This is a genomic window from Herbidospora galbida (genome assembly GCF_005233835.1).
In the GTDB taxonomy this organism is placed as follows: Bacteria; Actinomycetota; Actinomycetes; order Streptosporangiales; family Streptosporangiaceae; genus Herbidospora; species Herbidospora galbida.
Genome location: NZ_SZQA01000001.1, coordinates 160,190 through 183,677 on the forward strand (window position 1 = coordinate 160,190; position 23,488 = coordinate 183,677).

Consider the following 23,488-nt stretch of genomic DNA (forward strand, 5'->3'; position numbering starts at 1 on the left):
CCCGGCTCTTGGCGGGGCAAAGCGTACGTCGACGGGCTCGCTATGCCGTCAGGGCGGCCGACACGACCGAGCGCGCCTGAGCTTGCTCCGCTTTGACGGACACGGTGCTTGTGGTGATCAGCCCGTGGCTATGGCCTCGAAATCGGCGGGACGCGTAGCTGGTGGAGGGTGTATCCGGTGCCGTGCGGGTCGTGGAGCTTGGAGGCCTGCTTGAACAGGTACTCGGCGCGCGGGTAGGACAGCCGGCCCCGGCCGGTCTGCGGGCAGATGTCGCCCAGGGCGGGCGCACGGCGTCCGGCTGCCGCGGCGCGTCGGTCGGCGAGGAAGACCGGCCCAACGGCGCGGCCGGCCAGGAGCCGGGGTAGTAGGCGGGCGGTGGGGGTTTCCCAATGCACGTAGGCGCGGTCGCCGCCCTTCTCGACGACCAGGGCGCGGCGGAACTCCATGTCGAGGTCGGGCACGTCGAGGCCGAGGATCTCCTCGGCGCGGGCGCAGGTCTCGTAGAGCATCCGCCACAGCACCCGCTCGCGAGCGGGTTGCGGTCGTCGGTGAACAGCCGCTCCAGCCGGACGCGCGGGATGGCCTTGTCCCAGGTCCGGGTGACCTTGCGGCGTTCCAGGCGCCGGCCGGGGTCGGTGGTCAGCCAGTCTTGGCGGCGGCAGTAGGCGGTGAACGAGGTCAGCGCGGACAGGTGCTTGTTCCAGGTGTTCGCGGCCCGCTCGTCCCAGCGGGCTATCGTCTGCTCGTAGAGCTCCGGGGTGAGCGCGGCCACCGGCAGCTGATCCCCGGCGGTCTCGCGCAGCCGGCGCATCGTCTCGGTGTAGGTGGCTCGGGTGGCGGGGGCGTCGCGGAACCGGTCGAGGAACGCGTCGACGGCGACCACGAGCGCCACCGGGCGCCGGGCGGTCGGCAGCGGGATCACGGACCCTCGGCGACCTCTTCCGGTGATGTGACACAGAATGTGGCCGAGTCGCCCTCGCCGCGGTGACGGCGCCGCGCAGGTGGTGATGGGTGGATCATCGGCTCTGTGACAGAGAATACGGGATTCTGTGTCACAGGCTCGATGTGTTTCCCTGCCGCCACGGGCGGTGTGATGATGGCGCGATAGATCTGCATTTGGTGCTGGCCTTGGCCGTCGCGGGGATGTTGCTGAGCCTGGTCCCCGGCCCTGACTTGTTGTTCGTGGTGACCAGCGGGGTGCTCGGCGGCCGACGGGCCGGCGTGCTCGCCGCACTGGGCATGTCCGCCGGGTTGGTCGTCCAGACTGTGGCGGCGGCGTTCGGTCTGGGTGTGCTGATCCAGTCGGCGCCGCAGGCGCTGCAGATCGTGCGGCTGTTCGGCGCGGCGGTGCTGGTGTACATGGCGGTGGCGGCGTGGCGCAGCAGCCGCACCGCGGAGCCGTTGCAGGTGTCCTCGGCGCCGCGCCGGTCGCTGCGGCGCACGTACGTGATGGCGACGCTGACGAACCTGGCCAACCCGAAGGTGATCCTGTTCTACCTGGCGTTCCTGCCCCAGTTCCTCACCACCGGCGAGCAGGCCTGGCCGGTGACCGCACAGATGCTGATCCTGGGCGGGATGTTCATCCTGGTCGGGCTGGCCGTCTACGCCACGGCGGCCCTGGTGTCGGGCATCCTGTCGGAGAAGTTCACCGCCCGCCCGCAGTGGCGCCGCACCATGCAGCGGGTCTCCGCCGTCGTGTTCGGCGGCCTGGCCGCCCGCTTGGTGATCGAAAGCAGGGTGACGGCCCGGCAAAGCTGGTGACCAGCACCGACGAAAGCCGCCGCCGCCTCGGTTCTCGCAAACGGATTCGCCCCGCGACCAGTCCGGTCGCAGGCGAATCCGTTCAGGCCGGTCGTTCGCCCGTGCCCGATCCCGCGAGACGTCGCGGCCGGTAGCTGGCGGCGTCGAGCTGGCCCAGTTCGTCGTCGACCTCATGGCTGGTGCGGCGTAAGCAGCCATGTCGAGGCCAGAAGTTTCTGTGGATCAGCATCGCTCTTCAGCGGTTGGCAGCGGATGGTTCACGAAGTGCGGCCAGCACGACGCCGTCGATGATCGAGAGCATGAATTCCTCGTCGACGACCTGTTGCATGAAGAACGCGCGGTAGGCCGCCATCGACGGGATCACCTGTGCCAGAGCGTCGAGGTTGTGCGGCAGGGCGTATTCGCCCCGATCGACGGCCCGCTGGATCAGGAACCGGTACGCGGCGGTTGACGGGTCGACGATGGCCTTGGTCACGGCGTCCACGGCACTGGGGGTGCGGGTGATCATGGCCGAGACACTGCTCAGGATGCGCAGGCGCCGCTCGCTGCCGCCCATCCAGTTCGGGTCCAGCAGGGCCAGTAAGTCCGAGCGCAGTGTGCCGGTGTCCGGCAGGCCGTCGGGGCCCAGGTCGGCCGAGTCGGTGCAGGCGATGGCGGCCAGGATCAGCTCGTCCTTGCCTTCCCAGCGGCGATAGATGGTGTGCCTTCCCGCTCCGGCCCGGGCCGCGACCAACTCGATGGTGACGTCGGCGTAGTCCGTCTCCGCGAGCACGTCGAGGGTGGCCTGGAGGATCTGCGCGTCTTTCTCGGGGTCGCGCCGGCGTCCGGCCTTACCCGCCGTGGGAGTGCTGGTCATCCCGTGATGGTACGCACCAAAGATTGCGGCACTGTGTAGTGCCGTATTAGCGTCGGAGCGTCCCACCGATCTGATCCGGGAGAACCACCATGCACAGCAACGACGTTCAGGAACTGCTCGACCGCGCCGCCATCACCGACGTGCTGTACCGGATCGCCCGCGCGATGGACAGTAAGGACTGGGAGCTGCTCGCGGCCGGCTACACCGAGGATGCACAGGGCGACTACGTCAACGCGGCCGCCGACGGGCGTGCGGAGATCGTCAAGGGCACCCGGGCTTTCCTGGGGTCGCTCGATGCGACCCATCACGCTGTGCACAACATTGAGGTCAGCATCGACGGCGACACCGCCACCACCCACGCCACGATGACCGCCCAGCATGTGCGGGGTGGAGAGCAGTTCCTGTTGGGCGGCACCTATGACGACACCTTCCGGCGCACCGAGCAGGGCTGGCAGATCAGCAACCGCCGCATCCGGGGCCTCTGGAGCACAGGCGACCCGACTGTTCTCACGGTGCCCGTCTCCTGAGTCGATCGGTGCATGAGGGTGTGTTGGGCGGACCACGACGCCGGCCGGTAGTGATCCGCCGAACACGTCCTACGTGACTGGTGAGGGACGGTCAGATGCCCGCCCCGCCGGTCTCGGCCATCCGCAGGGGCCGGTATCCGTCGGTGTCAAGCTGGGCGAGTTCGCCGTCGATGTCGACGGAGTGGGTGCCGTAGAAGTGCACGTTCTCGTGGTGGGTCGGCCAGATGTGCGCCAGCACCTCGTCGTCGACCTGGCGGCCGGTGCGGCGCAGAGCGGCCACGCCGAGGCCGTGATACTCCGTGGACCAGCAGACGATCGCGTTGGTGGCCAGGGTCAGGCACCACATTTGCTCGGTCTGCTGCTCGTGATGCCGGCGCCGCAGCGCTCCCTCGCTGGCGTAGGCGAGGGAACGGCGCAGGGCGTGCAGGTTCTCGCCCTTGTTGAGCTGCCGGGCGATCCGCCGCCGGTAGGTCTCGTCGGCCAGGTACCGGGCGGCGTAGACGGTGCGGCGCAGCGCCCCGTATTCCTTGATCGCGCTGGTCAGCGCGTTCTGCTGCCGTTGGAGGAACACAGCTTCCCGACGACCAGGGCCGCGGTGGCGTGGCCGCCCTGCACGCTGGCGGCGACGCGCAGCAGGTCGTCCCACATGTCCGTGATCAGGTCCAGGTTCAGCCGCCGGGTCAGCAGCGGCCCGGTGCGCGGGTACCGGTCGAGGAAGTCGGCGCGGGGCCCCGGTCCGGTACAGGGTGATCTTCCCGAGGTCCCGGATCCGCGGCGAGAGTTGTTTGCCGACCAGGTCGAACAGAGCGAAGTTCGCCAGGGTCGCGCCGTGGGTGTCGGTGGCGTGCTCGAAGGTCGGCAGGTCGGTCTCGTTGCCGAGCAGCCCGTCGAGCACATAGTGCGACTCGGGCGCGGTCGCCACGATCACCCTGGTGTCGAAGGTCGAGTGCTGGTCGGAGACAGGCGTGCAGGTGGAGACGCCCTGGCCGCGGGCGAAGTACCGGGACAGGTGCCGGGCGGTGATGGACTTGCCCTTGACGGGAAACCGCTGCCCGTCGGAACTCGACAGGGTGCCGGAGCCGAACGCCCGGGTCGGCGGGAGCCGGTGGTGGTAGTTGACCACCGCGGCGTTCGCGGCCTCCAGGGTCTCGGGCCGGAAGTACCACTCGGCGGTCCAGGCCAGCACGTCGTAGGGCACCCCGCAGGACTCGGCCGTCGCCGACAGGCACATGTTCGTGGCCTCCGCGATGATCACGTACATCAGGTTGCGTTTGAGCTCCGCCGGCCGGGCGACCTTCCCACCGGCGTGCACGAGGTGGTCGGTGAACCTGGTCCGGGCGTCGACCTCCACCAGCACCGACGCGATCGGCACCCGCGGCAGCATCCCGGCCAGCTCAGCCCGCAGCGCATCGGCCTCCGCCGGCACGTCCTCCGCGGTCAGCGGCGGAATGATCAGCTCCCCGTCGTCGGTGAGCCGGACCTCGCCCGGGTTGCCCTTCGCCAGATGGGTTTCCAGGTCGACCAGGGCGGTGTGCAGCTCATCCTCGGCGGCCGCGAGCGCGGCGGTGGCCTCGACCGGTTTGCCGACCAGGTGGCAGAACTCCACCTTCTGCGGCGCCCACGCCTCCGGCGTAAGCAGGAACGACGCCGGATCGGCGTACCGGCGCGAGCCGGGGGCGAAGATGTCACCGGAGCGCAGGCCGACCAGCACGGCCAGCTCCCAGTACCGGCGGTACGCGGTGACATCCTCGGCCTGCTCCGCGGCGACGAGATAGCCGGCCCACTTCCCGGCACGAACCCGACCGGGGCACCGGCCGGGACCTTCCGGGCGCCGGTGGCATACAACGCGGCCAGCATGCTCACCGCCCGCAGCAGCTGCTCCGTACCCGGGCCGCCGGCGAACTGCACCGCCGCGAGGACGGCCGGGGCGAACTGGCGCAGGTACGACATCGACGCGTCCAACATGCTCAACTGGCCGTGGTCACGCGGCAACCGCTCGCGGCGCTCGGCCCACGCGGCGCGCATCCGGTCCAGGCCGACGCTGGTGCGCAGCATGGCGCCGATCTGCTCGTCGCCGATCCCGGTGTCGAGCACGATGGTCAGGATCGTCCAGCAACTGCCGCCGGTTCGCGCCGCCCTTGGCCCGCTCAGCAAGGGAGTCGGCGACCTTCTGCTTCGCGGCGGCTTCCCGGCCGCTGATCGCCTGGTCGAACAGCAGCAGCGTCTCGTCGAGCACGTCGACGGCCGACTGCGACAGCAGTGTCAGCAGGACCGGATACCGGCGCTCAGGCTCGCGCCGCTGCAACGCCTGCCCGGTCAGCCGCCGGCCCACCCCGGCCAGGAACCGACGCCGCTCGGCCGGCAGCATCGACAGATCGAGGGTGTGCGCGTCGAGGCGGCGCAGGTAGGCCAGCTTCTCCAGCTCCGCCTTCACCGCGGCCGGGCTCGACGACGTCGGCCCCACACCCAGCCACGCCAGCGGCGTCCGGCCGAGGTAGGCGTCCGGGACCAGCAGCAGGTCCAGCTCAGCGCACCGCCGGTCGGAGAGAAGGTGCTTCACCTGGGTCCAGGTCTCCGTACGAGCGCGGGCCCGGGCCGCGGCGACCCGGCGCAGCAGCAGGATCACCCCGGGCCGGATCACCCGAGACGACAGCAGGTACTCGCAGGCCAGCCGGAACAGCAGCTTCGGCGAGTCGTGCTCCATCGCCCGGGCGAACAAGAACTCGTCGAGGTCCTTCCATTCGTCCGTGTCCATCGACCGCCAGCCGGCGTAACCGGCCACCTCCCGCAGATGCTCCGTACGGGTTTGCTCCCGCTCGCCGTACCCGCGCAGCTCACCCATCGCGATCCCTAGCCGCTGCGACAACCGGCCCACCGCGGGTTCCGGCGCCAGCGCCACCTCATCAGGTACGAACCCGAGCCACGGCAGCGTGCACAACTGGACCGCCACACCCAGCACATTCCGTTCCCTGCGGAACTGGCGTACGAACGCCTCGTCCGCGCCCGTCAACGTGAAGTACCGGATCAACTCCGCCCGGTTGATCTCCGGGAAGCCCCGAAGTCGCGCCAGTTCCTCCGCCGAGAACACGTCCTGAGTAGCCACGAACCCACCACCTGAGCATCGATCGTCACCAAACGGGACGGGACGCTAGGGCTCAGAACGGACCTTGATCAACCCTCAGTTCTTAGCGTTGTTTTTGGCCTGGAAACTACGGATGGGCCGAGCGCTGCGATCAGTATGAAGAAGCGTGGGTGGGGTGCGGACAGGTGGCGGGGTGGTGACCCTCCGTGCGCCTGGTAGGGGTGGCGGTAGGCGTACGCGCCGAGCAGCACGGCGATGGCCAGGCTGAGCGCCCCCGCCGCCAGCAGGGCGTCATTGCGCCCGACGGTCAGTATCACCAGGCCGGCCATCAGCGCGGTGGCGGCCGCCAGGCACCGGTTCTGGGTCGCCTGACGTGCCCGGTTCTGAGCGTCATCGACCGGCAACCATGGTGTTGTCATTCTCAGCCTCCCTGATATGGGGCGGAGCATCCGCGAGCGAGTCAATGGCATAGGTCAGCGCGTCCAGCGCGGGTATCGCCTCGGCCAGCACGCGCTGGTGTTGCGCTTCCAGCCCGGTCAGTGCGGTGTGGACGAGGACGGCATTGGTACTCCTCCAGCGCGCCAGCACGCTCCCTGTTTACTCTGCGGCGGCGGGAGTCAGCTGGAGGTCGGGCGCGCGGACGGCTTTGCGGGCCGGGGCGAGGGCGGCGGCGAGGGCGGCTCCGAGCAGGAGGAGGGTCATCGCGGAGAAGCTGTGGGTGTAGCTGGAGTCGTACGGCAGGCCGGAGGGCTGGAGGTGGCTGGTGACCAGGAGGCTGGTGATCGCGGTTCCGATGGCGCCGCCGACGGAGCGGAGGTTGGCGTTCATGCCGGTCGCGGCGCCGGTCTGCTCGGCAGGTACGCCGCCGACGATGAGGTTGGCCATGGATGAGAAGGCGAGACCGACGCCGAGGCCGAAAACGCCCGCCGCGACGGCGATCTGCCACTGCTGGGTGTGCCACAGGGCGAGGATGGCGCAGGCGACCGCGGCGGAGACGGCCCCCGAGATCAGCAGGCGTCTGGCGTCGACCTTGGGTTCCAGGCGTCCGCTGACCACCCCGGCGACGAACATCGCGATCAGCATGGGCAGCATGAGCAGTCCGGACGTGGTGACGCTGGCGCCGAATCCGTAGCCGGCGGAGCGGGGTGTCTGTACGAAGCCGGGCAGGAACGACCAGATCGAAGACATGCCTGCGCCGAACAGCAGAGCGGCGGCGTTCGTGGTCCACACGGACCGCACGCGCATGATGCGCAGATCGATCAGCGGGCTGCGGGAGTGGGACTCCGCGAACAGCCACAGGGCGAAGAGCACGACGGCCGCGGCGAACAGCGCGATCACAGCGGCGGAGCTCCAGCCCCACCGGCTGCCGCGGCTGACCGGCAGGAGCAGCGCGACCAGCCATCCGGACAGCAGCACCGCGCCGGACCAGCTGACCCGTCCCTTCGCCCGTCGGGGCGACTCGGGGACATAGCGCAGGGCTAGCAGGGCGGTGACGGCGACGATGACGACGGGAAACCAGAACAGCCAGTGGTAGTCGAGCCCGGCCACGATGGGACCGGCAGCGACTATGCCGACGCCGCCGCCGGCGGCGATCACGGCGGACAGGTTGCTGATGCTGCCGCTGACCCTGCCGGGTTCGAACTGGTCGCGGATGATGCCGAAGGACAGTGGGAACACCGCGCCTCCGGCGCCCTGAATGACGCGGGCGATGATCAAGACGCCGACGTTCGGAGCGAGGGCGGCGAGCAGACAGCCGGCGAGGACGGTCAGCAGGACTGCGACGAGGGTGCGCTTCTTGCCGGCCAGGTCGCCGACCCGGCCGATGATCGGGGTGCACACCGAGGCGGACAGCAGGTAGGCCGTCATTACCCAGGTGGCGGTCGATTGGGAGGTTTGCAGTGCGTGTTGGACAGTCGGCAGAGCCGGCGCGATCAGTGACTGCAGCATGGAGAACACGCCCGCCCCGCTCGCGAGGACCGCGAAGATGAGGCGGGTGGACTTGCTGGGCATGGGGTTGTCTCTCCGGGGAAACGGGGGCGTCTTGACGACGGCGCGGGACAGGTCGCGGGTCTCGCGCATGCGGGTGGCACGCCGGTACAGCGATTGCGGGGAGCGCCTCTCCGGTCGGCTACGGCTGCCGGAGCCGGGTGATGGACTTGTGCTCGATGTAGCCGGTGAGTCCGACCTTGCCGTACTCGCGGCCGAGGCCGCTGGCCTTGTAGCCCCCGAAGGGGCCGTCGAAGCTGATGGGCGAGCCGTTGAGGGTGATGGTTCCGGTGCGCAGCTTGCGGGCGACGGCCAGGGCGCGCTCGGGGTCGGCGCTCCAGATGCCGCCTGAGAGGCCATATTCGGAGTCGTTGGCGATGCGGACGGCGTCGTCCTCGTCGTCGTAGGCGATGACGGCCAGGACCGGGCCGAAGATCTCCTCCTGGGCGATGCGCATGGAGTTGTCGACGTCGGCGAAGAGGGTCGGGGTGACGTAGTTGCCCTTTTCCAGGCCCTGGGGGACGTGCGGGCCGCCGGTGACCAGGCGGGCGCCCTCCGCTATGCCGATGTTGATGTAGTCGATGACGCGCTGCTGCTGGTCGGGGCGGATCATCGGGCCGATGAAGGTGTCGGGGGCGGAAGGGTCGCCGACCTTCAGCGATTCGACCATGTCCTTGAGCGCGGCGACGACCTCTTCGTAACGCTCGCGGGGGACCAGGATGCGGGTCTGCAGGATGCAGGCCTCGCCGTTGTTGCCGAGGGAGCCGAAGCGCAGGCCCTGTACGGCGGCGTCCAGGTCCGCGTCCTCCAGGATCAGAGCCGCGGACTTGCCGCCCAGCTCCAGGCTGACCCGCTTGAGGTGCTCGCCGGCGATGGAGGCGATGCGCCGGCCGGCACGCGTGGAGCCGGTGAAGGCAATCTTGTCGACGTCCGGGTGGGAGACGAGGTACTCGCTGGTCTCGCGGTCGGCGGGAAGGATGCTGAGCACGCCTGCGGGAAGCCCGGCCTCGTGCCACAGGTCCGCCAGCAGCATCATGCTGAGGGAGTTCTCCGGGGAGACCTTCAAAACAACCGTGTTGCCGGCCAGCAGGGCCGGGATCAGCTTGGCGGTGGCGGCGGAGAACGGCGAGTTCCACGGGATGACCGCGGCGACCACGCCGATCGCCTCACGCCGCACGATGGTGTCGAAGGCCACCGACGGGTCGGAGGGTTCGAGGACCTCCTCCCAGCCGAACTCCCCGGCCGCCTTGAGGTAAGCGTTGACCTGGCGGGTCAGAAAGGACTGGCCGACCTTGGTGAACCAGCCGGCCGAGCCGTTCTCGACGGAGATTGCCGCGGCGACCTCGTCGGCGCGGGCGGTGCGCAGGGCGTCGTAGCGCCGGATGATCTCCTGCCGCTTCTCGGGCGTGGTGCGCGGCCAGGGGCCGTGGTCGAAGGCCTCGCGGGCCGCGGCGACGGCCGCGTCCACGTCGGAGGGTGCGGCCTGGGCCACGCGGCCCAGGACCGACTGGTCGTGGGGGGAAAGGATGTCGAGCAGCTCCGGGTTGCTGGGGGTGACCCAGGAGCCGCCGATGTAGAGCTTGTCGCGAACAGTCATGTCTGTCGATTTCTTCCTGTGAAACGTGGTGGGTGCGGGGCCCGGGCGGGAGTGCGTCCCGGGCGATGCCGCAGGAGTGGAGGAGACCACTGGAGCGAGCGGGTATCCGCGCTGTCGCCGGGCCCGTGGTCGCGTGCCGTCGGGCAGGCGACCGACGGCACGCGAAGCTGCAGGGTCGTTACGCGGTCTGGTGGTCGGTGGAGCGGCTCGCTTCGGCCCATGTGTCGGCCTCGGCCAGGCGAGCCTTTTCCGCGCTGACAGCGATTTCCAGGGCGTCGCTGCCGAGCAGGAGCCGGCGCGGGGGCTCGGGCGCGTCCACGGCGGCGATGACGGCCCGGGCCATTCGGGCGGGGTCGCCGGGCTCGTTGCCGCTGTAGGCCGCGAACTGCTCCAGCCATGCGCCGACCGTCTGCTGATAGTCAGGAGCGATGGGTCCGGACGGCTTCGCGGCGCCGGCGGCCCACCCGGTGCGGATACCGCCCGGCTCCACGATGATCACCTTGATGCCGAACGGGGCCACCTCGTTCGCCAGCACCTCGGAGAAGCCTTCGACTCCGAACTTCGCTGTCTGGTAGGCGCTGAGCCCGGGCGTGCCGCCGACCCGGCCGCCGATGGACGAGATCTGCACGATGTGCCCGGACCGCTGGCCACGCAGTACGGGCAGGGCGGCCCGGGTCACGTTGATCACGCCGAACAGGTTCGCCTCGACCTGCGCCCGGAACTCCTCCTCCGGGAAGTCCTCGATCGAACCGCTGGTGGCGTAACCCGCGTTGTTCACAACGACGTCGACGGTGCTGAATCGCTCCACTGCGGCCGCCACCACGCCCCGGGCCTCGGACGGCGACGTGACATCCAGCGCCACGGTCTCCAGCCGCTCCGGATACCTCGCCTTCAGATCAGCCAGAGCCTCCGGCCTGCGGGACGTCACGACGACTCGATCACCGTCCTCGAGAGCCTGAAGAACCAGGGCCCTGCCCAGCCCCTGGGAACCACCAGTGATCAGCCAAGTCCGTGACATGGCGTGCTCCTCTCATCTCGCTTCTCGCCGCCCTCCAGGGCGCAACCCCAATGTAGCCGTTTCTTCGTCAACTGCAACATCAATGTTGCAGTAGAGAGATGAGGTGAATCTCACTGTGGGATGATGGCGCTGTAATCACCACTGCTGGTTAGGATCGCCGGATCATGAGAGCCGATGCCGCACGCAACCTGTCCTCCGTCCTCCGCACCGGGGCCCGCCTCCTGGCGGAGGATCCGAGCACGTCGATGGCGGCCATCGCCGCTGCGGCGGGTGTCGACCGCACCACCGTTCATCGCCGCTTCGCGAATCGGGAGGCGCTGCTGCGCGCCGTTTTCCAGGCCAAACTCGACTCGGCCGAGCGGGTGTTGGACGAGGCGCGGCTGACCGAGGCCCCGGTGCCGGTCGCTCTCCACCGCTATCTGGAGGGGATCATCCCGGTCGCCCGCGAGTGGCCTGTCGACACGCGCCGCATGATGCGGAAGGACCCCGAAGCCAGCGCTCGCCGTGAAGCGCAGAGTGCGCGCCTGAGCACCTTCATCCAGCGCGCTTGCGATGAGGGCTACCTGCGCGCCGATATCGATGCGGCCTGGGCACGTGCGGTCCTCGACGCACTCGTCGACAGCATCGCCCACCAGTTCCCCGCAGTGGATCCCCCACAGGCGGCCGACCTCGTCGCGGACGCCTTCCTGCGCGGCCTCGGCGTGACCTGACCCTGCGGGTGAGCCAGTCGCCGGCGCCCTAGCCTTCTTCCGCGCCGTCGCCGTCGGTACCCTGGCCGGCGAGACCATCGCCGTGTCCTGCGGTGCGGACCAGACGCTGCGGGTGTGGATCTTGGGATCGCCGTAGCCGGTCCCCGGGCCGATGCTCGGTGAAGTTCTTTGGTTGGTCGGGTCACGATAGGGCCCATGGCCAGCGGCCGGAACGGCATAAAGGCGTGGCGACGCTACGCCCCAGGCGACGACGGCGTGGAGGAAGAGGGGGTGTAGAACCCAGGCTTGCGGTCACGGGCCTGTGGGGCATGGGGCCGTCCCCGATGTCCCGGTGTTCACGGCCGCCGGCTTGCGGCCGGGTCGGAGATCAGCGAATCTCCCACCACGTCAGGTTGGCGGCCGCCTGAGACACTGGCTCGATGATCTCCCATGCCTCGGTGATCAGACCGTTGTCGAGCCGGAAGATGTCGACGACCGTGATCTCCGGCCCGGTACCGGGCAGCTGGCGCCGCGAATGCATCACGACGTGATCGCCCTCGGCCAGCACGTGCTGGATCTCGACCTGCATGCTAGCCAGCGGGACGAGCGCGGCGCCCACGGCGGCCAGCCATTCTGACTTCGTCTTGGAGGTCGCGTCCGGACGGTGGTGGAGGAAGTCGTCGCTCAGCAATGGCGGGAGGGCGTCGACGTCGCCGGTCGCGACCAGTGCGGTCAGCGCTTGCTGGACGATGCTCTTGTTGTCGTGGGTCATGTTCTGCGTAGTCACGGTCAGCAGTGTTTCCAGCGTCCGGGATATTTGTCGATGAAATCGCAGTTCATGGCGTTCGGGTTTTCGATGAGTAGCATCGTCGTCCATGTACACGGTGGGGGAACTGCTGCGGCAGTGGCGGCATCGCCGGCGGCTCAGCCAGCTGGATCTCGCGATCGCCGCCGATGTGTCGGCTCGTCACGTCAGCCTGGTGGAGACCGGCAAGTCCCGCCCGAGCGCCGAGATGATCCTGCGACTGGCCGAGCAGCTCGACGTGCCGTTGCGAGAGCGCAACCGGCTGCTGCTGGCTGCCGGCTTCGCGCCCCGCTATGCCGAGCGGCCGCTCAGCCAGGAGACGCTGGCGGCGGCCTGGGGCGCGATCGAACGGGTGCTGTGCGCGCATGAGCCGTATCCGGCGCTGGCCATCGATCGCCGGTGGGACATCGTGATGAGCAATCGCGCCCTCGACCCGTTCCTCGCCGGCGTCGCCCCCGACCTGCTGGTCCCGCCGATCAACATGGTGCGGCTGGGGCTGGACCCGCGCGGGCTCGCTCCGCACATCGTCAACCTGGCGCAGGTGCGTGCGCTGCTGCGTATCCGGATCGCACGGCAGCTCGCCACGGCTCCCGACCCCGAGCTCACCGCGCTCTACGAGGAATTCCTGGCTCCCCATTCGGGGGACGCGAGTCAACCGGTCGAGTCCGAGGTGGCCATCCCGATGATCTTCCGTTTCAGCGGGCGCGAACTGCGGCTGTTCTCGACGACGACCACGTTCGGCACTCCGATGGACATCACCCTGGACGAGGTCGCGATCGAGTCGTACTACCCGACGGACGCCGACAGCGCCGCCTACTTCACCGCACTCGACGCCGGCAGGTAGTCACCTGCCCTTTCACCAGGAAGACGGCGGCTGGAGTGACCGCATGTTCCGCAAGGGGATCCTCCGGCGGAACACCCGCCACCCGGCCAACCGCCCCAGGTCAGGGTGTTCTGTATAGGTGTTCCGCGAACTGTTCCAGTAAAGGCTCCCCATCCGGAACACTTGGGAGCCGTGAACGGACCCCGCGTCGGCTAGGCCCGCAGCTCCACCGACGAGCAGGACGTCGTGATCCGGACCCAGCAACTCCTGACCCTCGGCGTCCCCGAAGACCGCACCTACATCGACCGCGGCTTCTCCGGCACCACCCGCCGCAACCGCGCCAGCCTCGACCAGGCCCTCGCCGCCGTCTGGAATGGGTCGGTGTTCACGGTCACCAAGTTCGACCGGTTCGCTCGCAACATGGCCGAGGCCAACGAGATCCTCCCGACCTGTCCGGACGGGGCGTCCTGTTCGGACTCGGCGGCTCCGTCTACGTGAGGGAACCCAGAAGGGGTGTCCGTCGGTGGCGGTGATCTCGACGAGGGAACCACGCCCTGCAACGGTATCCCCGGCATCCTCACCCCGTCAGAACCGGCAGCGCACGCAACCAGCGCGGCACCCGTTTGCTCGGCTCCCGGTCCGTACCATCACTTCGGCACAAAGGAGGGATCGATGGACGCGGTCATCGAGCACGCGTTCGGCGCCTACCTGAAGCGCAAGCGCGCGATGCTGCGCACGGGCGACCTCATCGCCGACTTCGCCGTCGGCTGACATCTCCACATGCGGACCGGTCCGGTGTGCGGGTTTCCGGGACAAACCGGCTGGTCAGGGGGTGTGCCTCGGGTTCACCCATGTCGTAGCGCCCCTCGGCGCCGACGAGGGGGCCGGCCAGGCGAGCCGCACCACACGGGTGCTCGCGGCGAGCGCGCCGCCGCGGTCCGCGTGGCGGCGAACAGTGGTTGCAGACGATCCATGCCAGCGGGCTCCTCGTGTCGTCGTGCCGCCTCAGGAGAACGGCGTCCCGGTCCTTCCGGAAGATGACCGCGTCCGCGAAAGGGTGTTACGGTGGTCGCCGGAAGGAGGTGTGTTGATGACTGTCATGGAGACGCCCACTGTGCGCGGTGCCCGGGTCATCCTCACCTCCCGGGCCGCGTACTGACCTTCGCCTGCCGTCCTCCCTCGTAGGACTGCTCTCGGCACGCCTGTCGCCCGGCGGCCCCACTTCGTATCCGAACGCGCCGTGCCGGCCGACGTCGAAGGCGGCTCTCCCGCGCTGCCGTGAAGCTGCGTGCCCTCGGAACGATCCCCCACTTCAAGGCATGACGGAAAGGAACGGTCATGGACCTTCCCCGTATCTTCACCATCCGTGAAAGCAGCCACCGGATCCACAACCCGCTGACGGCGGACAAACTCGCCGCCTTGGGCGCGTCGCTTCACCTCGCCGCCGGCACACGGGCGCTCGACCTGGCCAGCGGCTCTGGCGAGCTGTTGTGCACCTGGGCGCGTGACCACGGGATCATGGGCACCGGGGTCGACATCAGCACGGTCTTCACCCGGCGGGCCCAGGCCCGCGCCGCCGAACTCAGCGTCGCCGACCGAGTCGAGTTCGTCCACGGTGACGCCGCCGGTCATGTCGCGGACCAGCCGGTCGACCTGGCCGCCTGTGTCGGCGCCACGTGGATCGGCGACGGCGTCGCCGGAACGATTGAGCTGCTCGACCGCAGCCTGAGGCCCGGCGGACTGATGTTGATCGGCCACCCGTTCTGGCGGCGGACCCCTCCGGACGAGGAGACCGCCAAGGCGTGCCACGCCACCTCCATCGCGGAATTCGTGCTCCTCCCTGAACTGATCGAGCAGTTCCAGGAGCTGGGGTACGACGTCGTGGAGATGATGCTGGCCGATCAGGACAGCTGGGATCGCTACGCTGCGGCCCAGTGGCTCAACCTGCGCCGCTGGCTCGACCAGAACCCGGACGACGAACTCGCCCCCGAAGTACGGGAAGAACTCAACACCGAGCCCGTTCAGTACACACGTTATGGGCGTGAATATCTGAGCTGGGGGGTCTTCGCCCTCATGAAGCGGTGACACCCCGTTCCCTGCGGGGCCGGAGGGTTGGCCTCCAGGTCCCCGCAGGGGCCTCCGGCGGCGCACAGCGGAGGAGGGCGGATCGCCAAGGGCTGGGATGGCAGGCGAGGACCCGTCCGGGAAATCCCGTGCGGAACCTCCCGCTGATGAACCCCCGCCTGCAGAGTGATCAGCGAATGTGCTGGGCTGACGTACCGACCGTGCCTCACTCCGGTTCGCCGACGTCGGGGCGGCCGATGGTGGGACAACGGAACCGCCACCTTCACCTGTACCTGGCCTCGGCTACTTCGGGTTGGTGGCGCTCTTCGTGCGTGAGCGGGTGTTCAGTCCCATTCCGGTCGCGTTCGGATTGACGTACGGCGCCGGGGCCGGTTTCGGCTGGAACTCGATCTTCACCTTCTTCTGAACGGACGTGCCGGAGTCGGTCGGCCGAGGCCGTTTGACCGTCGCCTTCTTCTTCGGTGGTGCCTTCAGCTGGGTGCCCGGCGGGACCTTGGCCTGCCAGAGGGTGAGGGGCGGCGCGTCATCGGCCTCGTCGCCGCTTGAGTCGTAGCCGGTCTGATGGTCGCCGCCGCCGGTGGCGCTGGTCGTGATGCCGGTGATGACGGCGTTGCGGCCTTCTGGGGTCTTCACCGCCTCCAGCAGCAGCCGTTCGTCCTTGGACGGGTTGGCCTTCTCGTTGAGGCCGAGGAAGGCCGTCAGGATTTCGGGGTCGGTGAGCGCCTCGCCGGCGGGCCACGCGTAGGTCCTGAAGTGGGTGCCGGACGCGGTCAGCGGGAGGCCGTCGTCGTTCATCGTCTTGAGCATGCGCCAGCAGTGGAAGCAGCACAGTTTGGAGATGCCGATGGCGATCTCGGCCTCTCGGATCCGGCGTTTGATCGCCTCGATCCTGATCTCCCGTTCCGCTTCGGAGAGGCCGCCGTCGGTCTGCACGGCGCGGAGTTCCTCCTTGCGCTGGCGGTAGGCCGCGTCGGCCGCCCGCGTCTCGGCGTGCACCTTCGTCTCGTCCGGCGGCGCGTCGTAGTGGCCGACATGGGCGACGACCTGCATGTTCTTCCAGTCCTGCTGCATCTGCGAGAGGAAGGAGATGGTCTTCCTGAGCCGACGTTCCGCCCTGGCCAGCTGGTCGGGCCTGATGCCGCCCTTGCGGACCTCCAGGCCACCGGCCACCATCTCGTCGTACAGCGCGGAGGTCTCCTGGGCCATCTGGTTGGCGGCGCCTTCTGCGGCGGAGATCAGCCGGAAGAAGTCGGTGTCCATGTCGGCGTCGGGTCTGTTGGCGAACAGGTGCACGTCCTCCAGTTTGGAGACCGCCACGGCGACGCATTCGCGGGTCGTCTTCAGGTTGAACAGGACCCAGGCGAGCCGATCGAGCTGCCGCTGCCGTTTCAGGTCGGCGGGCAGGGCCCGGCGGGCTGCGATCGTGCCGCCGGTGCTTTCGCGCTCGCGTTTGATCAGTACGTCGATCTGGCGCCGGACCGCTTGGACGATCTTGTCGTGGCCGGTGCGGTCGGGTGCGGTGAACTCCGCCGACGGGTCGCCGAAGAGGACACGCCTGCCGAGGGCGCGTTCGAAGCCCTCCATGTCGCCGCCGGTGGCGACGATCATCTCCGTGACGACCTCGTTCGTGGCGGTGTCGTAGGTGCTGTGGTGGTCGACCATGGCGTTGGCCAGAACTTCGTTCCACGACCCGTCTTCGATGCCGAAGATCCGGGCCAGCGCGATCCCGGCGGTGTCCCGGACCGACAGCGGCAGTCCCATGGTCTTGGTGACGATGTCGTCGGCCCAGGAGTCGGCGGTGATGTCCTGGATCTGACTGAGCCAGGCGACCATGCCGTCGACGCTCAGCAGGTCGTTGACGCCGAGTTTCGCCTTGATCCTCTGGGCGAAGGCGTTGTCCTCGGCCATCTCGTTGACCAGGTCGGTGTACTCCCACGCGGCGAGACTGAGCAGCTCGGGGTCGGAAGCGCCGCCGCTGCCGCCGTCGTTGACGTTGTCGTTGTCGGCGGTGGAGATGACGCGCGGCTTCGCCTGCGGCGTGGCGAACCGGGGCTCCTTCGCCTTGCTCGGCGGTAACCCGCCGACGCCCTGCTCCGAATCCCCCTCGGAGTCCAACTGGCCGGACGACCGGTGGTGCTTGGAAGCCGACGTCTTCGTGTTCGTGGACCTGCTTTTCTCCTTGGTCCGCTTCTTCTTCTTGAACGCCATCGCCGGCTCCCGTGGTCTCGCACTGAACCCGTGCACACGGTAACCGGCCGACTCCGGCAATGAAAGACCGCTGATTCTGGATGATCGCACCGAAGGCGATGCGTCCGCCGGAGTCGCCCGTCTCGTTCTGGCCGGCATTTCGCCCGAGGAGTACGCCGTGTTCACACGGGCCTATAGGAACGAGGTCACGGCCTGGGATGTCTTCAAGGTACTGCGGGACAGATCGACGTCGACCCCGACTCTGCCTCCACGCTCGACGCCTACCCCCATGCGCCGGCCTGGCGGCGCAAATGCGCCGATGCCCTGGCTACCTTGGCTGCCTACGCTCGGACCAAATGGCGCATCCTGGCCGAGGGACAGCAGCCCGGACCTAACCTGTCGGAATAGGTGCCTCCAGAGATCGCTTCCCGCGTGGGAGGTGATCGTTTCCCAGAACCGTCGGGTGGCCTTACACGTCAGGCATTCAGCGATCTTCGGACGGCGGCGTCCACCGACTCGTGGATCTCCTGCTCGATGAAAGACGTCGGGCAGGGTCAGCCGCTCCAGGACCATGGCTGATCGCTGGGACGGGGTGCATCTAGGTACACCCCAGGCTGGGGTTCAGCGCCATTACCCCCTCGTACCGCCGTCCCTAGGTTCGTGACGTGACATTGATGCGTACTCTCAGCTCAGCCGTTTTCAGCTTGGCAATAGTCATCGCAGGGGCCGCGCCGGCGGATGCGGCCTCGCAGGATGTCGTACGGACCGATACGGGTCAGGTGCGAGGCGAGGTCGCCCGGGACCACCGGATCTTCCAGGGCATCCCCTACGCCGCTTCTCCCGTCGGCGACCTGCGCTGGCAGTCGCCCCATCCGGTGACCGCCTGGCGTGGTGTCCGCGCCGCGACACGCCCCGGCGACAGGTGTGCCCAGTCCACGGATCTGTGGGGGTTGCCGGCCGGCGACAGCGAGGACTGCCTCTACCTCAACGTGACCGCCCCGCGCTCGGCCACTCCGCGCCGCCCTAGGCCCGTCATGGTCTGGTTGCACGGCGGCAGCCTGACGAAGGGGGCCGGCAGCGACTACGACGCCACCCGCCTGGCCACGCGCGGCGACGTCGTGGTGGTCACCGTAAACTACCGGCTTGGCGTGTTCGGCTTCTTCGGGCATCCCGGACTGGCGGGCAGCGGGGCCTACGGGCTGGAGGACCAGCAGGCGGCATTGCGCTGGGTCCAGCGCAACATCGCGGCCTTCGGAGGCGACCCACGCAACGTCACGTTGTTCGGGGAGTCCGCCGGAGCGCAGTCGGTGTGCGCCCAGCTGGCATCGCCCACCGCCGCCGGCCTCTTCCACCGGGCGATCACCCAAAGCACGTTCTGCTCCCAGACCGCCTTCACCGGCAGCCGCCTGAGGCCGGTCGTGGACCTCCCGATGTGGGTTCCCAAGGCCGCCCACGAGGCGCACGGAACCACCACCGCCACCGCGCTCGGCTGTACCGATCCGAAGACAGCCGTCACCTGCCTGCGCGGCCAGCCCGTCTCCAAGCTCCTCGCGCAGGAGCCGCTCGCCCTTCCGGGCTACGGCAACGCCGTACTGCCTGCCGATCCCGAGGCTGTCTTCGCGCAGGGCCGCTTCCACCGCGTGCCGATCCTCACCGGCATCACCCGTGACGAGGGGACCCTGTTCACCGCGCTGATCTTCCCCGGTCTCGCCGAGCAGGAATACCAGAAGGGCCTGCGGGACATCTTCGGTGACAACGCCGCGGCGATCGCGGCGAAATACCCGTCCCGTGGACGGCCGACGCAAGCCGTAGCGGCGATCATGAGCGATCTCGACTGGGCGTGGGCCGGTCGTGCCAGTGACCGAATGCTCAGTGAGCACACCCCGGTCTACTCCTACGGGTTCGCCGACCGTACCGCCCCGCCGATCTTCCCCCTTCCCGGTGGCGTGGAGCCGCTCGCCTCGCACGGATCGGAGCTGTCGTTCCTGTTCCCCGGCACCCCGCTCACCCGCGAGCAGCGGAAACTCGGCGACATGATGATCACATACTGGTCGCGCTTCGCGGCGACTGGTGACCCCAACGCGCCTGGCCTGCCGCGCTGGAAGCCCGTGCGCACCGGGCACGTCCATCGCCTGGCCCCGGGACCCGGTGGCGTCGGCGTCTACGATCAGGACGCCCTCCACAAACTGGGTTTCTGGGACCGCCTGGCCGGCCACTGACACCAGCCGCGATCAGCGAGGCCGAAGCGGGCACAGCGCGTAGCGGGACGGTAGTCACACCTCCCCGGGCATCTGGCCGAGGCCGACGTCACCCGTGAGAGAAGCCCGCCCGGCATCTCTTTCATCGCGCCCAGGGCGGCGGACGCTCTGTTGTCGTGGCCACTAGCCTGCACCCGGGGACGTCGGCGAGGAGGCCGTCCCGGCGTGGGCAGGGTTTCACGGCTCCGGGCGGGTGAGGTCGAGCCGGGCCAGCCGGTCGGGGTCGGACAGGATGTCGATCGCGGCGATCTTGCCGTCGGAGATGGTGAAGCTCATGACGGAGATGAGCCGGTCATCGATGGTGTTGACCAGGCCGGCGAGGCCGTTGATGATCGCCGGGTGAGGGGTGGCGCTGGTGGCCATGCGCTGGAAGGTGGCGAGCTGCCCGGCCACGACCGCGACGCCGCGGATGACCTTCATGCCGCCGGTGAGGATCCCGCCGTCGGCGCGCAGCACCACGTCGGGGTCGAGAATGGACACCAGCGCGTCGAAGTCGCCGCCCCGTGCGGCGGCCAGGAACGCCTTCACCACCCGCCGCTGACTGGCCAGGTCGGTGTCGGGGTTCGGGGTCGCGCCGCGGACTCGCCGGCGCGCCCGGCTGGCGAGCTTCTTGGCCGCCACGGGAGTGCGGTCCACGATGAGCGCGATCTGCTCGAACGGCAGACCGAACATGTCATGGAGCACGAACGCCAGCCGTTCGGCCGGGGTCAGCGACTCCAGCACGACCAGCAGCGCCAGGCCCACCGAGTCGGCCAGCAGCACTTCCTGCTCCGGGCCGGCGGCATCCGGAAGGCTGACCACCGGATCGGGCAGGCGGTCCTCCAGCGACTCCTCGCGCCGGGACTTACGGGCACGCAGCATGTCGAGGCACACCCGGCCCACCACAGTGGTCAGCCAGCCACCGAGGTTGTCGATATCACCCGAGTCCGAACGCGCCAGCCGCAGCCACGCCTCCTGGACCGCGTCCTCGGCCTCGCTCAGCGAGCCGAGCATGCGGTAGGCGACCGCCTTCAGATGGGGCCGGTGCCCCTGGAACTGGTCTGCCAGAAAGTCATGGGGCGTCACGGTCGTCTTCCTCTCATCTCAGCCACGTCGGAGCGCTGACGCATCAAAGCAGTCAAAGGTGACCGCGAACGCATCCGGTCACCTTTCCTCCGGACCATCCGTCACGCCGGCGACCAACACTTACTCACGAAGGGTTGCCGACGATGAGCAGGATGAATGTCCACGGAACGGTGGCGGACGGCTTCGAGCAGGTGCGCGAGGCGTTCGCCGCGGTGGTGGCCGAGCAGGACGGCCAGGTGGGCGCGCAGCTGACCGCCTACGCGCACGGTCGGCGGGTGGCCGACCTGTGGGCGGGTCCGGAGGTGAGCGGTGACACGCTGACCGGGGTCTACTCCTCCACCAAGGGCGCCGCGACGCTGGTGGCGGCGCTACTGGTCCAGGAAGGCGTCCTCGACCTGGACGAGCCGGTGGCCCAGCACTGGCCGGAGTTCGGCGCCGCCGGCAAGGGCGGGATCACGCTGCGGGATGTGCTGACTCACCGTTCCGGCGTCATCGGCGTCGACGGCGGGCTGTCGGCGGCCGAGCTGGCCGACGACGCGGTGATCGCGCGCCGCCTGGCCGGGCGGCGGCCGTACTGGAAGCCCGGCTCCGCCTACGGCTACGGCGGATTCGTTTCGTTCGCCATGGTGAACGAGGTGATCCGGCGGGTGACCGGGAAGTCGCTCCAGCAGGTCTACGACGAGCGCATCCGGGTGCCGTACGGGCTCGACCTCTACCTGGGGTTGCCCGAGTCCGAGGAGGAGCGGTTCCGGCCGGTCCAGTGGTGGACGGCCACGCCGGAGCAGGAGGCCGCGTTCTGGTCTAACGTGCCTGGTCCGCACAGCATCCTCGGCATCGGCTACGGGCTCAACAGGACCCCGCCGCTGGACCAGGTGGCTTTTGCCAACACCCGCATCGTCCGCGCGAACGGTCCGGCGTCGGCTGGCGGGGTGGGCAGCGCGCGCGGTCTGGCCGGCCTGTACGCGGCGGCCGTCTGGGGCATCGACGGACGCCCTCCGCTGCTCAAGCAGGACACCGTCGGGGAGTTCTCCATGCTGCATTCCACCGGCGGCGATCTGGTCCGTGGCGAGCAGGGCAACTACGCGGTCGGGTTCCAGGCCAAGGGCTTGCAATATGCGTTCCTCAGCGCGAACGCGTTCGGCCACGACGGCTCGGCCGGTTCTGAGTCCTTCGCCGACCCGGTCAGCGGCGTCGCCTTCGGCTACACACGGCGTCGTTTCGGCTTCGGCTGGTCCTACCCCGAGCACGACCGGCTCGCCACCGCCGTCCACCGCGCCGCCACCGCCTCCTGAGGAGGCCACATGCCCTCGCACTCCGAAACCCGTAACACCAGCTTCGCCCTGCTGGTGATCGCGGCCGCGCAGTTGCTGATGGTGATGGACGGCACCATCGTGACGGTGGGCCTGCCCGTCATCGGAACCGGGCTCGGCGTAGCTGAGGCCGACTTGGACTGGGTGCTCACCTCCTACGCCCTGGTCTTCGGCGGCCTGCTGCTGGCCGGTGGCCGCGCCGGCGACATGTTCGGCCGCCGCAGGATGTTCCGCGCGGGGCTGGTCGTCTTCCTGGCCGCCTGCCTGCTGGGCGGCCTGGCCGGCAACGGGAGCATGCTGATCGCCGCCCGGGCCCTGCAGGGCGTCGGTGCCGCGATCGTCGCCCCGGCCGCGCTGTCCCTGCTGGCCGACACCTTTCCCGCCGGGCCCAAGCGCAACAAGGCGCTCGGCGTGTACGGCGCCATGGGCGGCCTCGGTTCGGTTGCCGGCCTGCTGCTGGGCGGCGCCCTCACCGAGTACGTGGGCTGGCGATGGATCATGTTCGTCAACATCCCCATCGCGCTGCTGGTCCTGGCCGGGACATTCGCTCTGGTGCCCGGCACCCGCGAGCGCGGCGGCCTCGACCTGCCCGGCGCGGTCACGGTGACGCTCGCCCTCGGTGCGCTGGTGTACGCGATCAACCGGGCCGGCTCGCATGGTGTCGGCGACGGGCTCACCGTGACCTCCGGAGCGGTTGCCGTGGCGCTGCTCGTGGCGTTCGCGTTCATCCAGCGCGGCGCGCGCAGCGCGATGCTGCCATCAGGCGTGCTGACCGACCGCGGCAGGCTCGGTGCGAATCTGGTCATGCTGCTCATGGGCGCCGGGCAGTTGGCCACCTTCTACTTCCTCACCCTGTACATGCAGACGATCAAGCAGTACTCGCCCATGATCACTGGCCTGGCCTATCTGCCGTTCGCCATCGGCATCGGCATCGGCTCCGGTGTCATCGGCCCCAGACTGCAGGCCCGCACCTCCACGCGGATCGTCCTGGCGACCGGGATGGCGGTGGCCGCCGCGGCGATGGGCTGGTTCAGCCTGCTGACCCCGGACCAGAATCCCCTGCTTGTGCTGCTGCCCGCCCAGCTCGCCGGCGGCATCGGCCTGGGCATCGGCTTCGTCGCGGCCACCATCGGCGGCGTACAGGGCGTCGCCTCGCGCGACTCCGGCATCGCTTCCGGCTTGGTCAACACCAGCCAGCAGATCGGCGGCGCCCTCGGTCTGGCCGTCCTGGCCGGCATCGCCGTCACCGCCACCACGAGCCAACCGGCAGGCACTCCCCTGCACCACGCGCTCACCAGCGGCTACACCACCGGCATGCTCGGCGCGGGCGGCTTCTACCTGGCCGCGATCCTTACCGCCGTCCTCCTCCTGCGCCCCCAGCCCGCGAGCCGGGACGCCGAGCCCACGCCGGAAACCCTCGGCAGCACACCCGGATGAAA

Annotated in this window: 22 protein-coding genes; 9 read left to right on the plus strand and 13 right to left on the minus strand. The window is 69.2% G+C overall.

Translation table 11 applies throughout. The annotated features are described in order from the left end of the window. Nucleotides 1–128: 128 nt before the first annotated feature. On the minus strand, nucleotides 129–509 hold the full coding sequence (locus tag FDA94_RS39755; RefSeq protein WP_246059434.1) for a site-specific integrase: 381 nt from the start codon (nucleotides 507–509) through the stop codon (nucleotides 129–131). 610 nt (nucleotides 510–1,119) lie between these two features. Between FDA94_RS39755 and FDA94_RS00855 the strand changes: the two genes are divergently transcribed. Further along, a complete protein-coding gene (locus FDA94_RS00855) occupies nucleotides 1,120–1,761 on the plus strand; it encodes a LysE family translocator (RefSeq protein WP_246059435.1) in 642 nt (213 codons plus the stop codon). Nucleotides 1,762–1,843: 82 nt separating this feature from the next. Here FDA94_RS00855 and FDA94_RS38925 read toward each other — a convergent pair whose 3' ends face one another. Beyond that, nucleotides 1,844–1,990 carry a hypothetical protein gene (locus FDA94_RS38925; RefSeq protein WP_170990721.1) on the minus strand — a complete coding sequence of 49 codons (147 nt, stop codon included), beginning with the start codon at nucleotides 1,988–1,990 and terminating at the stop codon, nucleotides 1,844–1,846. Nucleotides 1,991–1,996: 6 nt separating this feature from the next. Further along, the gene (locus FDA94_RS00860) at nucleotides 1,997–2,617 is read right to left on the minus strand and encodes a TetR/AcrR family transcriptional regulator (RefSeq protein WP_137245074.1); all 621 of its coding nucleotides are present in this window, start codon (nucleotides 2,615–2,617) and stop codon (nucleotides 1,997–1,999) included. Nucleotides 2,618–2,706: 89 nt separating this feature from the next. On the opposite strand from FDA94_RS00860, the gene FDA94_RS00865 reads away from it, so the two are divergent. Next, nucleotides 2,707–3,144, plus strand: a complete 438-nt coding sequence (locus tag FDA94_RS00865; protein WP_137245075.1) for a nuclear transport factor 2 family protein — start codon at nucleotides 2,707–2,709, stop codon at nucleotides 3,142–3,144. A gap of 91 nt (nucleotides 3,145–3,235) precedes the next feature. Here the strand turns inward: FDA94_RS00865 and FDA94_RS39760 are convergent, their stop codons facing one another. The 7 genes from FDA94_RS39760 to FDA94_RS00895 all read right to left on the minus strand — a co-directional run bounded on the left by FDA94_RS39760 (nucleotide 3,236) and on the right by FDA94_RS00895 (nucleotide 10,827). Beyond that, nucleotides 3,236–4,855 (minus strand): Tn3 family transposase, encoded by a 1,620-nt coding sequence (locus FDA94_RS39760; RefSeq protein WP_212735088.1) that lies wholly within the window; start codon nucleotides 4,853–4,855, stop codon nucleotides 3,236–3,238. Between the two features lie 270 nt (nucleotides 4,856–5,125). Beyond that, complete coding sequence (locus FDA94_RS39765) at nucleotides 5,126–6,247, minus strand: DUF4158 domain-containing protein (RefSeq protein ID WP_212735090.1); 1,122 nt, start codon at nucleotides 6,245–6,247, stop codon at nucleotides 5,126–5,128. Between the two features lie 68 nt (nucleotides 6,248–6,315). Continuing rightward, complete coding sequence (locus tag FDA94_RS00875) at nucleotides 6,316–6,645, minus strand: hypothetical protein (RefSeq protein ID WP_170990722.1); 330 nt, start codon at nucleotides 6,643–6,645, stop codon at nucleotides 6,316–6,318. Beyond that, nucleotides 6,617–6,814: a hypothetical protein gene (locus tag FDA94_RS00880; RefSeq protein WP_137245077.1), complete on the minus strand. Its 198-nt coding sequence runs from the start codon at nucleotides 6,812–6,814 to the stop codon at nucleotides 6,617–6,619. The genes FDA94_RS00875 and FDA94_RS00880 overlap by 29 nt, the downstream gene beginning before the upstream one ends. A gap of 9 nt (nucleotides 6,815–6,823) precedes the next feature. Continuing rightward, complete coding sequence (locus FDA94_RS00885) at nucleotides 6,824–8,305, minus strand: MFS transporter (RefSeq protein ID WP_212735091.1); 1,482 nt, start codon at nucleotides 8,303–8,305, stop codon at nucleotides 6,824–6,826. Nucleotides 8,306–8,354: 49 nt separating this feature from the next. Continuing rightward, a complete protein-coding gene (locus tag FDA94_RS00890; protein ID WP_137245078.1) occupies nucleotides 8,355–9,809 on the minus strand; it encodes an aldehyde dehydrogenase in 1,455 nt (484 codons plus the stop codon). A gap of 178 nt (nucleotides 9,810–9,987) precedes the next feature. After that, entirely contained in the window at nucleotides 9,988–10,827 is an 840-nt protein-coding gene (locus FDA94_RS00895) for an oxidoreductase (protein WP_137245079.1), read from the minus strand. 164 nt (nucleotides 10,828–10,991) lie between these two features. Between FDA94_RS00895 and FDA94_RS00900 the strand changes: the two genes are divergently transcribed. Then, nucleotides 10,992–11,537 (plus strand): TetR/AcrR family transcriptional regulator, encoded by a 546-nt coding sequence (locus tag FDA94_RS00900; RefSeq protein ID WP_137245080.1) that lies wholly within the window; start codon nucleotides 10,992–10,994, stop codon nucleotides 11,535–11,537. 367 nt (nucleotides 11,538–11,904) lie between these two features. Here FDA94_RS00900 and FDA94_RS00905 read toward each other — a convergent pair whose 3' ends face one another. Continuing rightward, the gene (locus FDA94_RS00905; RefSeq protein WP_246059436.1) at nucleotides 11,905–12,303 is read right to left on the minus strand and encodes a nuclear transport factor 2 family protein; all 399 of its coding nucleotides are present in this window, start codon (nucleotides 12,301–12,303) and stop codon (nucleotides 11,905–11,907) included. Between the two features lie 88 nt (nucleotides 12,304–12,391). On the opposite strand from FDA94_RS00905, the gene FDA94_RS00910 reads away from it, so the two are divergent. The 3 genes from FDA94_RS00910 to FDA94_RS00925 all read left to right on the plus strand — a co-directional run bounded on the left by FDA94_RS00910 (nucleotide 12,392) and on the right by FDA94_RS00925 (nucleotide 15,229). Continuing rightward, nucleotides 12,392–13,165, plus strand: coding sequence for a helix-turn-helix domain-containing protein (locus tag FDA94_RS00910; RefSeq protein ID WP_137245081.1), 774 nt, complete (start codon nucleotides 12,392–12,394; stop codon nucleotides 13,163–13,165). Between the two features lie 225 nt (nucleotides 13,166–13,390). Continuing rightward, nucleotides 13,391–13,642: a recombinase family protein gene (locus FDA94_RS00915; RefSeq protein ID WP_212735092.1), complete on the plus strand. Its 252-nt coding sequence runs from the start codon at nucleotides 13,391–13,393 to the stop codon at nucleotides 13,640–13,642. An 840-nt stretch (nucleotides 13,643–14,482) separates the two neighbouring features. Then, on the plus strand, nucleotides 14,483–15,229 hold the full coding sequence (locus FDA94_RS00925) for a class I SAM-dependent methyltransferase (RefSeq protein ID WP_137245082.1): 747 nt from the start codon (nucleotides 14,483–14,485) through the stop codon (nucleotides 15,227–15,229). 282 nt (nucleotides 15,230–15,511) lie between these two features. Here FDA94_RS00925 and FDA94_RS00930 read toward each other — a convergent pair whose 3' ends face one another. Beyond that, nucleotides 15,512–17,437, minus strand: a complete 1,926-nt coding sequence (locus FDA94_RS00930; RefSeq protein ID WP_137245083.1) for a hypothetical protein — start codon at nucleotides 17,435–17,437, stop codon at nucleotides 15,512–15,514. Nucleotides 17,438–18,090: 653 nt separating this feature from the next. On the opposite strand from FDA94_RS00930, the gene FDA94_RS00935 reads away from it, so the two are divergent. Continuing rightward, entirely contained in the window at nucleotides 18,091–19,635 is a 1,545-nt protein-coding gene (locus FDA94_RS00935; protein ID WP_137245428.1) for a carboxylesterase/lipase family protein, read from the plus strand. A gap of 216 nt (nucleotides 19,636–19,851) precedes the next feature. On the opposite strand, the gene sigJ is transcribed toward FDA94_RS00935, so the two are convergent. After that, on the minus strand, nucleotides 19,852–20,739 hold the full coding sequence (gene sigJ, locus FDA94_RS00940; RefSeq protein ID WP_137245084.1) for an RNA polymerase sigma factor SigJ: 888 nt from the start codon (nucleotides 20,737–20,739) through the stop codon (nucleotides 19,852–19,854). A 143-nt stretch (nucleotides 20,740–20,882) separates the two neighbouring features. On the opposite strand from sigJ, the gene FDA94_RS00945 reads away from it, so the two are divergent. Beyond that, nucleotides 20,883–22,031 carry a serine hydrolase domain-containing protein gene (locus FDA94_RS00945; protein ID WP_137245085.1) on the plus strand — a complete coding sequence of 383 codons (1,149 nt, stop codon included), beginning with the start codon at nucleotides 20,883–20,885 and terminating at the stop codon, nucleotides 22,029–22,031. Nucleotides 22,032–22,040: 9 nt separating this feature from the next. After that, nucleotides 22,041–23,486 (plus strand): MFS transporter, encoded by a 1,446-nt coding sequence (locus FDA94_RS00950; RefSeq protein WP_137245086.1) that lies wholly within the window; start codon nucleotides 22,041–22,043, stop codon nucleotides 23,484–23,486. The last annotated feature ends 2 nt before the right edge of the window (nucleotides 23,487–23,488 follow it).

What these genes read in the sequence shown, in the direction of transcription:
- FDA94_RS39755 (WP_246059434.1), bottom strand. Translation starts at nt 509, where the DNA reads ATGCTCTACGAGACCTGCGCCCGCGCCGAGGAGATCCTCGGCCTCGAC.
- FDA94_RS38925 (WP_170990721.1), bottom strand. Translation starts at nt 1,990, where the DNA reads ATGCTGATCCACAGAAACTTCTGGCCTCGACATGGCTGCTTACGCCGC.
- FDA94_RS00860 (WP_137245074.1), bottom strand. Translation starts at nt 2,617, where the DNA reads ATGACCAGCACTCCCACGGCGGGTAAGGCCGGACGCCGGCGCGACCCC.
- FDA94_RS00865 (WP_137245075.1), top strand. Translation starts at nt 2,707, where the DNA reads ATGCACAGCAACGACGTTCAGGAACTGCTCGACCGCGCCGCCATCACC.
- FDA94_RS00875 (WP_170990722.1), bottom strand. Translation starts at nt 6,645, where the DNA reads ATGACAACACCATGGTTGCCGGTCGATGACGCTCAGAACCGGGCACGT.
- FDA94_RS00885 (WP_212735091.1), bottom strand. Translation starts at nt 8,305, where the DNA reads ATGCGCGAGACCCGCGACCTGTCCCGCGCCGTCGTCAAGACGCCCCCG.
- FDA94_RS00890 (WP_137245078.1), bottom strand. Translation starts at nt 9,809, where the DNA reads ATGACTGTTCGCGACAAGCTCTACATCGGCGGCTCCTGGGTCACCCCC.
- FDA94_RS00895 (WP_137245079.1), bottom strand. Translation starts at nt 10,827, where the DNA reads ATGTCACGGACTTGGCTGATCACTGGTGGTTCCCAGGGGCTGGGCAGG.
- FDA94_RS00900 (WP_137245080.1), top strand. Translation starts at nt 10,992, where the DNA reads ATGAGAGCCGATGCCGCACGCAACCTGTCCTCCGTCCTCCGCACCGGG.
- FDA94_RS00910 (WP_137245081.1), top strand. Translation starts at nt 12,392, where the DNA reads ATGTACACGGTGGGGGAACTGCTGCGGCAGTGGCGGCATCGCCGGCGG.
- FDA94_RS00925 (WP_137245082.1), top strand. Translation starts at nt 14,483, where the DNA reads ATGGACCTTCCCCGTATCTTCACCATCCGTGAAAGCAGCCACCGGATC.
- FDA94_RS00930 (WP_137245083.1), bottom strand. Translation starts at nt 17,437, where the DNA reads ATGGCGTTCAAGAAGAAGAAGCGGACCAAGGAGAAAAGCAGGTCCACG.
- FDA94_RS00935 (WP_137245428.1), top strand. Translation starts at nt 18,091, where the DNA reads ATGCGTACTCTCAGCTCAGCCGTTTTCAGCTTGGCAATAGTCATCGCA.
- FDA94_RS00945 (WP_137245085.1), top strand. Translation starts at nt 20,883, where the DNA reads ATGAGCAGGATGAATGTCCACGGAACGGTGGCGGACGGCTTCGAGCAG.
- FDA94_RS00950 (WP_137245086.1), top strand. Translation starts at nt 22,041, where the DNA reads ATGCCCTCGCACTCCGAAACCCGTAACACCAGCTTCGCCCTGCTGGTG.